Annotated in this window: 12 protein-coding genes and 1 tRNA gene; 8 read left to right on the top strand and 5 right to left on the bottom strand. The window is 49.3% G+C overall.

Annotated elements, in window-relative coordinates; translation table 11 throughout:
* Window position 1 precedes the first annotated feature (1 nt).
* Window positions 2-706, bottom strand: a complete 705-nt coding sequence (locus EDD53_RS10525; protein ID WP_123793209.1) for an arylesterase — start codon at window positions 704-706, stop codon at window positions 2-4.
* Between EDD53_RS10525 and EDD53_RS10520 the strand changes: the two genes are divergently transcribed.
* From EDD53_RS10520 to EDD53_RS10485, 8 genes are all read left to right on the top strand, one after another.
* Complete coding sequence (locus EDD53_RS10520) at window positions 705-1,409, top strand: ABC transporter ATP-binding protein (protein WP_123793208.1); 705 nt, start codon at window positions 705-707, stop codon at window positions 1,407-1,409. The two genes, EDD53_RS10525 and EDD53_RS10520, sit on opposite strands and share 2 nt — an antisense overlap.
* On the top strand, window positions 1,406-3,928 hold the full coding sequence (locus EDD53_RS10515) for an ABC transporter permease (protein WP_123793207.1): 2,523 nt from the start codon (window positions 1,406-1,408) through the stop codon (window positions 3,926-3,928). Before EDD53_RS10520 ends, EDD53_RS10515 begins: the two co-directional genes overlap by 4 nt.
* A 331-nt stretch (window positions 3,929-4,259) precedes the next feature.
* Entirely contained in the window at window positions 4,260-5,435 is a 1,176-nt protein-coding gene (locus tag EDD53_RS10510; RefSeq protein WP_123793206.1) for a tyrosine-type recombinase/integrase, read from the top strand.
* Complete coding sequence (locus EDD53_RS10505) at window positions 5,432-6,124, top strand: hypothetical protein (protein ID WP_123793205.1); 693 nt, start codon at window positions 5,432-5,434, stop codon at window positions 6,122-6,124. Before EDD53_RS10510 ends, EDD53_RS10505 begins: the two co-directional genes overlap by 4 nt.
* Window positions 6,060-6,425: a helix-turn-helix transcriptional regulator gene (locus tag EDD53_RS15135; protein WP_425464061.1), complete on the top strand. Its 366-nt coding sequence runs from the start codon at window positions 6,060-6,062 to the stop codon at window positions 6,423-6,425. The genes EDD53_RS10505 and EDD53_RS15135 overlap by 65 nt, the downstream gene beginning before the upstream one ends.
* Before the next feature lie 356 nt (window positions 6,426-6,781).
* Entirely contained in the window at window positions 6,782-7,318 is a 537-nt protein-coding gene (locus EDD53_RS10495; RefSeq protein ID WP_123793204.1) for a helix-turn-helix domain-containing protein, read from the top strand.
* A gap of 493 nt (window positions 7,319-7,811) precedes the next feature.
* Complete coding sequence (locus EDD53_RS10490) at window positions 7,812-9,353, top strand: DNA cytosine methyltransferase (RefSeq protein ID WP_246002355.1); 1,542 nt, start codon at window positions 7,812-7,814, stop codon at window positions 9,351-9,353.
* A 42-nt stretch (window positions 9,354-9,395) separates the two neighbouring features.
* Window positions 9,396-10,184, top strand: a complete 789-nt coding sequence (locus EDD53_RS10485; RefSeq protein ID WP_123793203.1) for an HNH endonuclease — start codon at window positions 9,396-9,398, stop codon at window positions 10,182-10,184.
* A gap of 122 nt (window positions 10,185-10,306) precedes the next feature.
* On the opposite strand, the gene EDD53_RS10480 is transcribed toward EDD53_RS10485, so the two are convergent.
* From EDD53_RS10480 to EDD53_RS10465, 4 genes are all read right to left on the bottom strand, one after another.
* Window positions 10,307-11,389 carry a response regulator gene (locus tag EDD53_RS10480; RefSeq protein ID WP_123793202.1) on the bottom strand — a complete coding sequence of 361 codons (1,083 nt, stop codon included), beginning with the start codon at window positions 11,387-11,389 and terminating at the stop codon, window positions 10,307-10,309.
* Window positions 11,386-13,578, bottom strand: a complete 2,193-nt coding sequence (locus tag EDD53_RS10475; protein ID WP_123793201.1) for a sensor histidine kinase — start codon at window positions 13,576-13,578, stop codon at window positions 11,386-11,388. The genes EDD53_RS10480 and EDD53_RS10475 overlap by 4 nt, the downstream gene beginning before the upstream one ends.
* Window positions 13,579-14,803: 1,225 nt before the next feature.
* Window positions 14,804-14,880: transfer RNA gene (locus EDD53_RS10470), tRNA-Met, on the bottom strand.
* Window positions 14,881-15,009: 129 nt separating this feature from the next.
* Entirely contained in the window at window positions 15,010-15,861 is an 852-nt protein-coding gene (locus EDD53_RS10465) for an SMP-30/gluconolactonase/LRE family protein (protein ID WP_123793200.1), read from the bottom strand.
* Between the last annotated feature and the right edge of the window lies 1 nt (window position 15,862).

Here is a 15,862-nt window from a genome sequence, read left to right as displayed (position 1 = left end):
ATCAATCGCTCACGCGTGCCCCAAGTTCGATAACCTTTGGGCCAAGGTCTTCGACAATTAATGCCACACCTTGGGCGTTGGGGTGAACGCCATCATTTTGCATATAGTTTGAAAGCGCATCTGCCATGTCGCGGTCTTTGGAAATGGGTTGTAAAAAGTCCTCGAAATATAGCGTATCATAGGCTTGAGAAAGCTCTGGATAAATGGCACTAAACTCAGCTTTATAAGAGACACCATAGTTTTCTGGCACAGCAATCCCAACCAATAGAACGGGAATGTCACGGGTCTGCGCGATGGATAAAATTGCATCCAAATTTGCGCGTGCCAGCTCAGGTGCCGTTCCTCGCAACACATCATTGCCACCAAGTGCCACGATCATCGCATCAACATCAGGCGTCAAAGTCCACTCTATGCGGGCCAGACCGCCCGTGGTCGTGTCGCCAGAAACGCCTGCATTTAGGATGGTGATGTCCTGCCCTTGGGCGGTCAACCAAGCTTGCAATTGCGCGGTAAATCCGTCGCTTTGGGGTAACCCGTACCCCTGAGTTAGGCTGTCACCTAATGCCGCGATGGTCACACCGTCTTGCGCTACAACCGCGGTTCCTGCACCAATTAACGAGGCTACAACCAAAACCTGCGACAAAGCCTTGCCACGTGCGAATAAAATCCCATATCGGTATAAGACCCAATTTAGGATAGACCCCATGACAGACCTGCCCCCCGAGACCGTGATTTCTCTAACAGATCTCGGGCTTTCGCTTGATGGTAATGCGGGGCGCGTGGATATTTTGCGCGGTATTTCATTGAATGTTATGCGGGGCGAAACCATTGGATTGGTCGGGCCATCTGGATCTGGCAAATCGTCTCTCCTGATGTTGCTCGGCGGCTTAGAATTGGCGACCGCAGGCACTGTCAATGTCTTAGGGCGGAACTTGACCGATATGAATGAAGATGCGCTTGCGCGCTTTCGTAGAGATCATATGGGGGTTGTCTTTCAATCTTTCCACCTCATTCCCACAATGACTGCGCTTGAAAATGTCGCAACCCCTTTGGAGTTGGCGGGGCACGCGGATGCCTTTGATCGCGCTCGCGAAGAATTGCAGGCCGTTGGTCTTGGCGCGCGCTTGGATCATTTCCCATCGCAAATGTCGGGTGGTGAACAACAACGTGTGGCTTTGGCGCGTGCTGCGGCCCCGCGTCCGCAAATCTTTCTCGCAGATGAACCAACAGGCAATCTGGACGGCGCGACAGGCGAAGCGATTATGGATCTTTTGATGGGTCTACGCGATCGCCACGGGGCAACGATGATACTGGTTACACATGCGCCCGAACTTGCTCAGCGTTGTGACCGCGTGATCCGTTTGCGCGATGGAGCGCTTGATCTAGATGAGGCGCAGGACGCGTCATGAATATCGCACTCGCATGGAAAATCGCTCGTCGAGAATTGCGCGGTGGCCTGCGTGGCTTTCGCGTTCTCATTGTGTGTTTGGCCTTGAGTGTAGCTGCCATCGCGGCCGTCACATCGGTGCGCGAAAGCATTTTTTCGGGCCTCGAAAACGAAGGTGCAGCGCTGTTGGGAGGGGATGCAGAACTTGAATTCACCTACCGATTTGCCACCCCAGAAGAACGTGCTTGGCTAGAAGACAACAGTCTAGCACTGTCAGAAATCACCGATTTTCGATCTATGATCACAAAGGGCGATGAACGCGCTTTGACTCAAGTGAAATCTGTTGATGCGGCTTACCCTTTGATTGGAACAGTTGAATTGACGCCGCCCATGACGCTTGAGCAGGCCTTCGATGGGAAAAACGGCATCTCTGGCGCGGTGCTTGATCCGATGTTGATAGAACGCCTTGGGCTTGAAATCGGTGATGATATTTTGGTGGGCGAAGTGCCGTTTATTGTTATGGCGGCTTTAACCCGTGAACCTGACAACGCCTCTGTTGGGTTTTCACTTGGACCACGTTCCATGGTGCGCACCGAGGATTTACGCGGTTCTAACCTGCTGTCTCCAGGTACATTATTTGAATCTGCCTATCGTTTGAAATTACCCGAAAACACTGATTTGGAGGCACAAAAACAAATCACACAAACCGCCCTTAGCGACGCTGCATATCGCTGGCGCGATGCGCGTAATGGTGCACCGGGCATGTCGCGCTTCGTTGATCGACTTGGGTCATTTTTGGTGCTGGTTGGGCTTGCTGGACTGGCTGTCGGCGGCGTTGGCGTTTCTTCTGCGGTGCGCGCTTACTTGGATCGCAAAACAGCAACCATTGCGACGCTGAAAACGCTTGGTGCAGATCGCCAAACGATCTTTATGGTATACATGTTTCAAATTGGTGTCTTGACCCTTTGCGCCATTGCAATTGGATTGCTTATTGGTGGGGCTGTGCCCGTGCTGTTGGGGCCTGTGATCGAAGCGATGTTACCGCTGCCCGCACAGATCGGAGTCTATCCGTCGTCTTTGTTTGAAGCGGCTCTGTACGGCATCATTTCAGCTGCGATTTTTGTGCTATGGCCACTCGCACGCACTGAATCTATCCGCCCAGCGGCTTTGTATCGTGGCTCGCACACGGGCCTGCAAGGCTTGCCACGCGCACCATATTTGGTGGCGCTTGCATCTTTGGTTGGAGCTTTGATCTTTAGTGCAGTCTTGTTCTCAAACAGCGCCGCTTTGGTGCTTTGGTCCTTTGGAGGACTGGCAGCGGCCTTTGTTATTCTGGTGCTTGCAGCAAGCGGCTTGCGCTATGCTGCCAAATGGATGGCTGCAAAACGCATCACGAAAGGGCGGCCCGCTTTACGCCTAGCGCTTGGGTCTATCGGTGGCCCAAGTGGTGATACCTTGTCAGTGGTTTTATCTTTAGGGTTAGGATTAACCGTGCTGTCTGCGGTTGGACAAATCGATACCAATCTACGCGGCGCCATTGCCAACGAACTGCCTAGTGTTGCCCCATCCTATTTTGTGATCGATATTCAAAAGGATCAAATCGACGGTATTTTGACTGAACTCGAGAACACCACTGGCGTGACCGACTATGAAACCGCGCCGATGTTGCGCGGTGTTATCACCAAAATTAACGGGCAGGACGCGAAAGAGGTTTCGGGCAATCACTGGGTCGTTCGTGGCGATCGCGGTGTGACCTATTCTGCGGCAAAACCTGACAACGCCAAGATCACGCAAGGCACTTGGTGGCCCGAAGATTATTCGGGTGATCCGCAAGTCAGTTTTGCCGATGAGGAAGCCAAAGAGATGGGGCTATCTTTGGGAGATACGATCACCTTGAACATCCTTGGTCGCGATATCACGAGCACAATTACATCATTTCGCGAGGTGGATTTTTCCAGTGCTGGAATGGGATTCGTTTTGTCGATGAACCCAGCCTCGATTTCAGCTGCGCCGCATACTCACATCGCGACAATCTATGCCACGGCCGAGGCAGAAGCACCGCTTATTCGGTCGCTGTCTAAAGCCTATCCGAATATCACAACCATCCGCGTGCGCGATGCGATTGATCGCGTGGTTGAGGTGATGAAAAGCATTGCGGCGGCCACGACTTTGGGCGCTATGGCAACGTTGATCACAGGGGCGGTTGTGTTGGTTGGTGCGGCTGCGGCTGGCGAAGAAAAACGTCGTTATGAGGCTGCGATTCTGAAGACGCTCGGAGCGACAAGGGCACGTGTGTTGTGGAGCTTCGCATTGCGATCTCTTTACATGGGGGCTGCCACTGCTGGCGTGGCGATTTTTGCCGGCGGTGTGGCTGCTTGGGCCGTTACCCATTTTGTGATGAAATCTTCTTTCACCTTTAATTGGGGAGCGTCTTTAATCATCGTTCTGGGTGGGGTCGCTTTGACGTTGCTCACATCGCTTTGGTTTTCTTGGCGCGCCATGGGCGTGCGTCCAGCGGTTGTGTTGCGATCTAAAGACTAACAGATAGGCCTGCGCGGCACTGGTGCGGCGCGCCATGAACTCTGCCTTTCAAATTAAAGAAACGCGCAGGCGCATCATTGAAAAGCAGATCTATGGCAAACAAGCTATATCCATGGCTGGGATGCGCTTTGCCTATTCGATGATGATAAGGTGTAATGGTAGCGGAGGAGGCTACCGCACCCGCTTCTCTCTACTTCTCAGTTGTATTCTAAATGTCTAATAAATATTGATGTTTAGTAGATTCATGTTATCGTTCCTTCTCACCTAAAGCCATCAATTTTCAATCCAAAGTGTGGGAAAATTGGTGGGAAGAGATTTGGAGATTCACCTGATGCCCCGCTTAACAGTTAAGTCGGTCTCAAAGCTTGATAAGCTTGGAATGTATTGCGATGGGCAGGGGCTCTATCTACGAGTCGGGGCAGGTGGTTCGAAGTCCTGGGTGCTTCGAACCCTGGTTCACGGGCGACGTCAGGAATTGGGTCTAGGCTCGGCCTCGTTGGTTTCTTTGGCGGAGGCACGGGAGAAATCGCAAGAGCTTAGAAAGATAGCACGATCTGGCGGCGATCCGAAGGCAAGTCGCGACAAAGCTCGGATGTTGACCTTCGAGGATGCAGCGCGCGCCAAGCTCAAAGAACTCGAGCCGACTTGGAGGAGCGTGGGCCATGGGAAGCGCTGGATATCGTCTCTTGAAGCTTATGTCTTTCCCTTCATCGGAGACCGTCAAATTCAGACGCTTGGCACTGCGGACGTATTGACTGCGTTATCTCCCATCTGGGTGTCTAAGAATGATACTGCGCGCAGAGTTAAGCAGCGCATGTCGGTGATCTTCGATTGGGCGAAAGGGAAAGGGCACTACACTAGCGAGAACCCAGTTAACGGGGTCGACCGTGTTTTGCCGCCCGTGAAGAAACGTACTGAGCATATGCCAGCCATGCCGTGGGCTGCGGTTCCGTCCTTTTTCGCGGACTTAGGCGCTCGCGATGGAGTTTCAGCGGGTTGTCTCTCATTCCTCATTCTGACCTGCGTTCGCTCCAACGAGGCGCGTGGAGCGCGCTGGGAGGAGATCCAAGGGGATGTATGGGAAATCCCCGCCGATAGGATGAAAGCGAACACCATCCACCGCGTCCCGCTTTGTTCCGGTGCGCTAGAGGTCCTAGATCGTGTTCGCGGTTTGGATTCTGAATTGATTTTCCCGAGTCCCCAGCGAGATCCAAGAAACCCCGCACGTCAAATGTCAGATACTGTATTCAAGCGCCTTCAGGGCAGGATGGAGCGAGATGGGTTTACGACGCATGGCTTCCGTTCTTCCTTCCGGGACTGGTGTAGCGAAAGTGCCAATGCCGATCGAGAAGTTGCCGAAGCAGCGCTCGCTCATGCCTTCGGGAACAAAGTAGAACAAGCGTATGCGCGTAGTGATCTTTTTGAACGCAGGCGTAGCTTAATGAATGCTTGGGGTAGGTTCGTGACAGGTCAGGCCGGCTCGGTTGTAGAGTTGATGCGGGTATGACGATTTGGGAACATGAAGAGCAACTGTTGGCTGACTGGAGCTACGTCTTCGAAAATTGGCGACTTGAAACGCTGATAAATTTATTGGCTTGGGAGTGCGGCCAAAACGGCAATGATATTGCTGAGATTGACGCTTCAGGCTGGCCAAACGAGTTGCGCGTCTGGCAGGATTCGTACCTTTCCAATCTTGCTCATAAAGATCCTCGGATATTCCAAATAGCGCGCCTCCAATTGTCTAAATTATTTTCAGATCTTGCTACTGGTCAGGTTGAGCCGTGCGATATTCCTCAAGAGGCATGGACATTTTCTAAGAGATTTATTCAAACAGATGTTCCGTCGAAGCGAGGGCGATTTGGTGATCGCTTGGCGAGAGATATCTTAATTTGGGAAATATTTCGCGGCGCTGAGGACGTTGGAAAATGGTCTGAAAAATGTTTTGCGGCGGTCGCATCCGGATACAACGCTTTTGAAAATACTGTTAATTATGAATCACTTGGGTTTAACTATTCGGCGGCACTGTTTGCGAGGTGCCTTTCTGACGAGTTGAACAATCATCCGACACTTTTAGAGAGTGCCGACAGTGTGCCTTCTCCCGACCTGATTACATCGGTCTTGAAAAAAGGGAATGGCGATTTTGGTTGGATTAAACATGGTGATCTTTTGTCGAACTCGACTTTGTTGGGTCAATAATGTCCCCGATACTTCTCGTACGTTTTCTTTAGCAATCAGAAGGTGCGACATGTATCAACCTGCTTCCTTGAACCAGTTCACAATCCAGAAGATCTCTCGCAGACTACTTTCAGTGAAAGAAGTTGCCAAGATCACGGGACTCGGCGTTTCAACAATCTGGCGAAACTCAAAACTGGGCACTTTTCCTGAACCCATTGCGATTTGTGGAATGAAGCGCTGGCGCGCGTCTGATATCGAGCGACTGGTGGGCGACGATGTCGCTGACCCAAGCGTTCATTCTCTCCTGCAAAACCAAGATTGAGGGCGGAGAAATGTATTTGAACGACAATCTCCCTGTAGGGAAATGTGAAACCTGTTCTGGGTTAAAAATACAGTTTGATGGGCTGTTGCCAACCTCAGATCTATTCGCAAATCCGCCGTCAACCAATATCCTTCTAGAAAAAACTGGCAATTGCCTTTGGGTGATGGTGCAGGATGGTATCTGGCGCTTGATCGACTGTATCGGTTTTCACCAGTGGATTTTGAGGTGCCAGAGACTTACTGAGAGGTCCCCTTTGATTGGCCGCTGGCGGAGTGAAACGAAACTTCGACTCAAGGCCTGTTTCCCGTCCGCCACTCGATCTAGGCCAATCGAAAAAAAGCGATTTGGGTGGTGCCATGACTAGAAAGAACACACGAACAAATCTTGGGCGCGGACCAGAAACGGAACACTTTGCGAAATTAATTCGTAGAATGATGCAAACCGAAGCGTGGCGTGCGCTTTCGCCGGTTGCACAGGCGCTTTACCCATGGCTCAAACTAGAATGGCGTGGACCGAATGCTAACAATAATGGAAAGATCCGTTTGAGCACTCGCCAAGCAGCAGAAATGATCGGAGTTTCGAGAAATACTGCGGCCAAAGCTTTTCACTGTCTGCAAGCGAAAGGATTCTTGGTTGTTACGGAGCCGGGGTGCCTAGGTTCGTTTGGAGATGCAAAAGGGCCAGCGTACGAATTGACCGAAATAGCGCTGCCGTATGGATCTGGCAATGTAGGGCGGCAGCTTTATCAAGCATGGAAGGAAGGCAACGAATTCCCTGTTCGCAAGGCTCGGGCGAATAACCCTGTCGGCTCGAACGGGAAAACAAAACCCTGTCATCATGACGGAGACAGAAACGTCGTCAATTTCATGACAAACAAGATAAACACGTCATAGAACTAGTGACAGGACGTCATCCAATTGATGACATTCAGGTCGATTCTGGGGCTTTTGCTGTCATCAAAATGAGGACATCCTTAATCTACCAGTATGAATGATTGGCGTGTCCTTTGTATTATTGAGCCGGTAAGAAAGTTCATAGTCCCTTTGAGCTTTCGGATTATGTCGCTCTTATTCCGTCGAAGTAAGACAAGAGGCAGTCGACTGTGGGGCGAGTAGCAGCTATTCGTGTCGAGGCAAAATTTGAGAATGCGAATACAAGATAGGAGTCTTCGAGTTTGTTTATATTACTGAAGCGATTGGGACGGGCGGGCGAAATCTTTATGGCTGTGTCTAAATCCGAATTGTCATAGTGATACTTTTACTCGTCATCTAGTTTGACGTCGAACCGAAAAGTGTATGGTAAGCGGTTGATGCTCGATTTCATGACCTAAGTGAACAAGGAAAAGAAAATGATGCTAAGGGGGATCCTGTTAGGAAGACTGGGTACGTGGCGGTGAGTTCCAAAATTCATATTGTTGATTTGTTCTCAGGTCCTGGAGGTCTAGGTGAAGGTTTTTGCGCCTACACGGCTGAGCAACACATACTGAAGTATCACTTAGGGGTTTCTATTGAAAAGGATGCTGCGGCTCATAAGACCCTACGTCTGCGTGCATTCTTAAGGCAGTTTGAAAAAATTCCGGACGTTTACTATGAGTTTTTGGCTGGCAATGTTGAATTTCCGGATTGGCCAGCATTGTACCCAGCTGAGTGGAATGCTGCGGTCGAAGAAACTTGGCACGCTGAGCTCGGTACACCCGAAACTGCTGTTGCGTTGGCAGCAAAGATTCAAACAATAAAGGAAACATCTCAACGGCAAACGCTACTCATTGGTGGCCCACCTTGCCAAGCGTACTCCTTGGTCGGGAGGTCGCGTAATTTGGGTGTTAAGGACTATACTCCGAGCAAAGACCAACGGCATTTCCTGTATAAAGAGTACTGTCGCGTGCTTTCCGAGTTTTCGCCAAGTGTTTTCGTAATGGAGAATGTGAAAGGCATGCTCTCTTCTTCCATCGAGGGTGCCGGAATTTTTGACGCTGTTCTAAATGACCTTGAAATGGCAGGAGAAGGCTATCAGCTGTTTGCGTTATCTGGCAAAGAGCCTCGCTTTGGTCGGCCTGACCCAAGAGATTTTGTTCTAAAGTCAGAAGAGTTTGGAGTGCCTCAAGCTCGTCACAGGGTAATTATAGTTGGGATAAAACGTTCGATCTCTGAAAAGCTTCCTGCTGATGTTTTGCCCACAATCCCAAAGCATGCGAGTAAATCAAAGGTTAAGGACGTTCTGCAGTGTATGCCGAAACTCCGAAGCGGCCTTAGCCGTAATGATGATAGAACAAGTTGGTTCTCGGCGCTATCTGAAGCTCTCACGGCGGTTGGCGAAGGAACACATGAGTACGCGGGGGCAAACAAGGGAAAGTTTCTAAAAGAGCTCAACCGAGTTGCATCCGCCAACTTGAAACAAAACAAATCACGTAAATCCACTAAGCATGGAAAATATCCCAAGAGTATCAGTGAAGATCTAAAATCCTTCCTGCACGATGAGGCAATAATAGGGCTCTCATGTAACGAAACGCGTGGTCACATGAGATCTGACCTTGCTCGCTACTTGTATGCGAGCTGTTTCACGCATGCTGAGAAAAGGAGCCCTAAAGCCAAAGAGTTCCCAGCAAGCCTCGCTCCCAACCATGCAAATTGGGAAAGCGGTAAGTTTAGCGATCGTTTTCGCGTCCAAAGTTGGAATTCGCCAGGGACGACCGTAACAAGCCATATTTCTAAAGATGGGCACTACTATATTCACCCGGACGCATCGCAATGCCGAAGCTTGACAGTGCGCGAGGCGGCTAGACTGCAAACGTTCCCTGATAACTATCATTTCTTGGGCAATCGGACCGAGCAGTTTGTGCAGGTAGGCAATGCTGTTCCTCCGTATTTGGCAAAGCAAGTCGCAAAAGCAATCTGGCCGGTTTTCGAATGGATTCATCGGAATGAGTAAAAGGCTTGGCTGTGCTGGCTCGGCGATATAGGAGGATTTGGCTTGGAAACTCAAATTTGTGAAGATGACGAGCGATCCATCGATGCGTTTGTAGAGATTGAGGAAAACTCACTAACACTTCAAAGTCGCGGTGGAACAAAGGGAACTGACCGAGCCAAAAATACAGACTACTCACGCGGTTTGAGGCTACTTTTGAAACGCCTTCACGAGCAAGATTGTGACTTCCTCGAGGCTTTTGTGGATAGCAGTCGGGTGCAAGGGTTATCCCTAGATGATCGGCGAGTATTGTCTGTTGAGGAAATTGACAATACCCCAACAGAACAGCTTTTTACTCTCGTTAGCAAACGAATGCAGGCGGTTGGAAAAGTTGATAAAACTAAGCTGCATACGGGGAACGCTAACAAAAGGCTTAAGTTCAGCTTTTTTGAAGCAACAGTTGAAGACCTGCTAGAACTTACGAAGAGAAGACCCGGTGACCATGGAATAAGACGACGGTCCCATCTCTCCTCTACCGAGCAGATTTGGACGGAAGGGAAGCCAGTCCTAGTTTCGCATCTGCGGCGGGAGCGTTCCAGAGGGCTAGCTCGGGCGAAAAAAGAAGCATTTATCCGCGAAAATGGAAAACTATTTTGCGAACGCTGCAAACTTGATCCCGTAGCCCATTACAGTGATCCAGTTGCCGAAGCCTGTATCGAAGTTCACCACAGTGTGACAGAAGTGGCAAACATGCTCGAAGGCCACATGACACAGTTGGAGGACTTGGAGTGCCTCTGTGCCAACTGCCACAGGCTCGTTCATGCTATTTTGAAGCGGGATGCACTTAGATCGTGATCGATTTGGCTATAATTTAGCAAATGATCTATAAAGGTAGACATGCCCTTTCGAGACTTTAATAGCCCGCTTCATAGCACGTAGAACACTGCATGACTGTCAGAATTTTGTCATCGAACGGGCTAGATTTCAAAAAAGTGCACGATATCAATGTTGGGCTGGCCAGTTCTACTGACGAACGCTCCAAACCTTTGTATTAGGTTGCTTAAAAAGGGGGTGGAAACAGAGCCAAGTCGATGATCAAGAATCTCATTCAGCTCAGTAAGGGGTATGGTTTGAATAACGGAGAAATCAACCAACAAGGGTGCGTCTTTACCGGGTAGTGGAGGCAAGAAGTGTTTGGACTTCGAATAATCTTGGTCAACGAATCTCTTGATTTGTTTCCTCGACTTTTCATTTTCTGGCGTAGCTTTTAGTCTATCAATGTGAGTTGTCCATTGATCATTACCTTGTGTGCATTTAGCCAAAAGTACGTTCGGCACACTTGCGTTTGCCATGTCACACTGCGGGCTAAGCACAATCCATATTTCATCGTCCAGATTGAACAGGTCACCTGTGTGAGTTCTTTCAGACGTCAATGCAGGAACAATGTAGTTCTCATAAGGGTGCCAGTCAGGGTTTTGATCGTTGTCGAGGCCAAGTAGATCAGAAATATGGCTGGCAAACTGCCGGGTCACTATTTTTGCTTGACGGTCTGGACTATTGCCGGACAAGGCAGGGTTATCTTGCCATTGCGGCCACAGCCTTTTCGAAAAAACCTCAGCGCTGGCAACTTCGATTTGTTCTCTAGATTTCCGTAAAGTTGCCATCAAGTCCCATTGTTCTGACAGCCAGTCTACGACTGGGCCATATCCGTAATTTTTGGAAAATTTTTGGAAATGCTCCAGTTCTTCCAGCTCTGCCGATAGCTCAACTACGTGCCCCGATACCACCGCAACAGGGATGCCCCGTGAATTCACCATTGAAGCAGCAAATTCATTGCCATTGTCAGCGGAGCTGCCCTTATTGTTCTTGTCAGGTAGCCTCAAATCTACGATCGCTGCATCAAATCTACTTTGATGGGCTCGAAGCAAACTTTCGGCATGTATTACATTGAGGTGTTTTCCGTTTTCATTGTTGTCTGCGTTCCATGTCTCAACGGATGTTTCGAACAAATCAATCATCGCTAGGTCATCGTCTAGGATCAAAATATCTAAATAATTCATGTGCTTATCTTCTTGGCTGGAAATCTAATCTCAAATTGTGTTCCCCCCACGAATCCTTCGTGGAAGAATAGCTTCGCCCCAGATCGAGCAAGGGTTTCCCTCGCTATATTGAGGCCCAAACCGGTACCACCGTTTTTTAGCGAAAACCCAACCTCAAATATTTGCTCAGCGAATTCTGCAGGTACTCCTGGTCCATTATCTTCAATCAAGATGATGGCATTGTCGCCATCGCGACTGATTTTCACTTTGACGCATGGCATCGGGATCTTATGTTCGGTTAACCAATAAATCGAGTTCCCAATGATGTTCAAAACTGCAGTAGAAAGATCAGAAGGGTATCCCAGAAGTTCAAGATTGGTCGTCTCTGAAATAGTTTCGATTGGGATGTTGTGGCTAGCAAAGAGCTCTCTAGCGCTGTCAATCGTCCTGCCTGGGTAGAAAAATTGCGGTTTTCCCCGTTTGCCACCGGCCAAGGGCTCCAAGTTCACAAAAAGGCTGTTGAGTTTGAAACCGTAGTCTTTGATGAACGGCAACTTCCGTGAAAAAGCCTTTTTACTAGCCTCAAACCCTGGGCCTTTGCCTTCAAGGAGCGATTTGTACCTCAGTAATAGTTGGTCTGAAGCTTCAGCTATGTAGCGCGCAGCCGGGCTACCTTCATGCAAAACCTCGCCAACAATTGCTCCCAAAGAAGACGTAGCCTCCAGTATCCTATGCCTCTCTTGGAGCTGGTCGATGCGATCCTGAAGTTTCGCAGATTGCTCAGAAATAACATGTTCTGCTTGCGCCCGTTCCTTGGGTTCGAGCGTTGAAACCAACTTTCGAATTTTTGCCAGTTCTGCTAGCTCACGCGTCTCGTCGAAGGTGACATCTCTTTTCCGGGCAATCCCGGTATCACTTCGAAAAGCGTACCTCTTCGGTTCTGCAAATTGATCCAACAAGAGCAAAACGAGAGCTGTAAGTCGTTGAAATGCTGCGTTATCCTCAAATCCTTCCCGGCTGCTACGTTCGAGAAGATCTGTGTCATGTTGATCTCCAACTGAAATGATTCCGGAGATTTGATTGCGTCCGATTTTCATGGACGGGTTCTGAACTCGGCGAGAATCTAAGGTTAGCCAGTCATTTTGGCTGTCCCCGTAAGGTCTAATACGAAAGCCATTTCGGAATATCGAAACCCCGGCAATGCTATCCAGCATCTTCTTCGCTTCGGCTGCAGTCGTTTTACTCATACCTGCAGCCTCCATATTTTTCTTTATTGTCTCAGGCTCACGATCAAAGATTGAGATTTGAACATGGAATGCTCCAGGTGAGAGCACTTCATCACTTTTTGGTGCTTCAATTGATATTGTTTCGGGGGCACGGCCCGCACGTTTTATTTGGAATGTTCCTTCGAACTTACCAACTTTGTCAAAGCTTCCGATGAGCTCATAGTCACAGGCCGTTAGCACCGGAAACGCTAAGACACGATGCTTGTCATCCGGTTTTTGATCATCGCTTGCGGTAACAATTTGATCACCTGCAAAGCCGCAGGTGCTCTTCGTGCACAATGATAGGTCAAGAAAAATTTTAAAATCTGGGTCCTTATCATCAAGAAATTCTCGTGGGGACACTAGTTTTCTGAGTTCCAAGTGCAGTTGTTTCAGGCGTGCTTCATTCCAAGTCTGTTTTGCATTTCTGATCTCAATTAGTGTGCCAGTGTTGTCAAATGCAGGTTGGGAAATGTAGTCAATTTCGATGTCATGCAAGTAGACATCATCAGTGAAAATCGACCAATCCAGTTCTGGAATGAGGATTGTTTGCAATCGCCCATCATCTTCTGCCGTCGAAACAAGTGACATTATGTCACCAAGCTTTGCTGAGGCAAAACGCCCAATCCCTTTTGAACCCATGACCTTCCGGTTCTTCGACCTAGTCAGCCTTTGCTTGGCCTTTGAAGCTGTGGCAGGTTCCATCCACTTCTGTCGGATGTCATCCAAAGTCATTCCATGCCCGTCATCCGATACTTCAATGCGGCACTCACCTTCGTCCAGAGGTGGAAAAAACTTAACTGAAACATAGCTTGCATCTGCATCATAAGAGTTTTTGACGAGTTCAATTATCGCGGCCTCTGGACCGCTAATAAGCTGATCACCGATTGTTCGAATGATTTTCGCTCTCGGTTGAAAAGTAAGCTTTCTTGCCTCGCTCAGCATCGTACACAATTTCCGTTTTGGGTCGCCCCACCGAAGCAAAGGCGAACCTGTTAAAATGGGCGGGAATTCGATATGCTGAATCCCTTTTTGCCTTCCAATATGTTAAGCCTATTGGAAGAATGATGGCGGGTCCATCGCCTTTGACCCATGGCTAATAATTCGAGTCTATCGCGAGTTACAGATTATCTCGAGATGAGGAGAGCCGCAGGCGGGACTGATAATATTTAGGCGTAGTGTTGTGAAAATATGATGATTTCGTGTCCGCTTTTCGGCGGTTTATGAAACTTTTCCGCAATTGGGGGCATTTCGGAGAGCGAGGTGCTAAATTCGAAATTTCTGGTGAATGGCTGCACAGGACGAAAAGCATGGAACATTTATTCATCGCATTTATCTGCAGTGCCGAAATCTCTACGGTACGGTCCCCCATCACTAGGCGAGAAAGCCAAACCCTTTATGGAAACCCTCGAGAGCGGAGGCTTGGATGAGCAATCATGAACGGCATTTTTGGGGGCCGGGGGGCGATGGCGGTATAAAAAAGGGGGTAGGGGCGTCGGTTACGGTCACTGTAGCACTCCTCAATCCCAATGCTAGTAAGGCCGTGGGCCAATGCTTCAATGATCCAACTTCGATTTAAGATCGAAATGAAAGAGAGATGGCGGGTGCGCTCGGTTACTCATGTAGCTTTCTCGGAGCGAGGTGCATTGGTTCTAGGGGGGTTCTCTCAAGCGGTTCAGGGGCGTAGGGGGAGCTTCGACCGTTGTAGGCCTTGCGCGCGTCCAATGTCCCGTCTCAAACCTATTTAGGCATCCCACATTTTAGAGTTGGGTGAGTAGAATACGCAATGGAGGTGTCTCTTTGCGGAAGGCGATCATCGTTGGCCAGAAGTGTTCTATATCTTTGTCTTAAAAGGACAAAATGGTCCGGTTATCTAGATAGAGAGTCCTGTTTGCTGCAATTCTAAGTTACCCGTGTCGCCATGAGTGGAATCGTCCACTTTCATAGTGGGCAGCGGCAATTTCTTTGTGTCGGTGATTGTCTTGGAAAGAGTGATGAACAATGGGTTCTATAATCTTCGCCCGCCGAGTGCTCGTTGAGGGTACGGATTCTTTTGGGAGGTCGGAGCATGAAGCGCTGAAAACAATTTCCCTAAGTGTGGGTAAAATGGTGGGAAGGAATCAAGGTCCCTTAAAAAGGCCTGCTAATTCAATGCATTGATGTAGGGATATGGTAGCGGAGGAGGGACTTGAACCCCCGACACGCGGATTATGATTCCGCTGCTCTAACCAACTGAGCTACTCCGCCGAAGTGCCGCGTAGGTAGTCCGTCACGCTGGCAGGGTCAAGAGAGAATTTGCGACTTTTCTGCTGTCTGATGTATTTCTTTTCCTCTACCCTGATTTGGCGTGGTTTTTCCCTATTTTAGATCCTGCGTTTACAACGCGACCTGCGGCTCTGGGCGGCCTTGTGCGACAGTGGCAATTTCTAAAACATGACCGTCTGTGGGCAGGGCTTTCAAGGCGGGATCTTGCGATGTCGGGCGCGCTGTCGTGACGAATAATGTGGTGCCGTTTTCGCCTCCAAACGCGGGGCAAGTTACGTGCGTTGCTTCGATATCAATATGGCGCAGTTTTTCACTCGTCGGCGCATAACAGCTGACGCGTCTTAGGTGCCAATCTGCATTCCACAGGTTTCCATCCGCATCAACAACTGATCCATCGGGTGCACCTGCTTGTGCAATGAAAAGGGTCGGCTTGCCCAAGGGCCACCCCTCATCATCAAGATCAAGGCGCATGATTTTACCAGATGGCGTATCGCAATAGTAAGCGTATCGCCCGTCTGGAGAAAAGCAGATCGAATTGGGCACCGTTAAATTACCAACAAGTTTGCGCAGCTGTCCTTCAAAATAACGATAGATTGCGCCTGCTTTTGGAACGCTTGTTTTGCTCATTGTGCCAATCCAAAAGCCACCGAATGGATCCGCGCGCCCGTCGTTGGATCGCGTGCTATCGTTTTCTGCCTCTAAAGCGCAGAGAAATTCGGTTTCACCCGTTTCAATATCAAACAGCGAAAGACATGTTTCTGAGGCCATCAAAAGCGTATCGTGGTCTACCCAGCCCGCAGCGGAGACATGTTCGTCAAATTGCCACGTGATCTGTTCACCACTGACACTGCTGTGCAAACACATTCCCAAAACATCAAACCAAAACAACTGGTTGCGTGTTGGGTGCCACAGGGGGCCTTCGCCTAATTCGGATATTGTTTCGCTGTAAGTTGTACTGATCATT

Source organism: Pacificibacter maritimus (genome assembly GCF_003814915.1).
GTDB lineage: Bacteria > Pseudomonadota > Alphaproteobacteria > Rhodobacterales > Rhodobacteraceae > Celeribacter > Celeribacter maritimus.
This window is presented reverse-complemented; position numbering and strand designations above follow the sequence as displayed.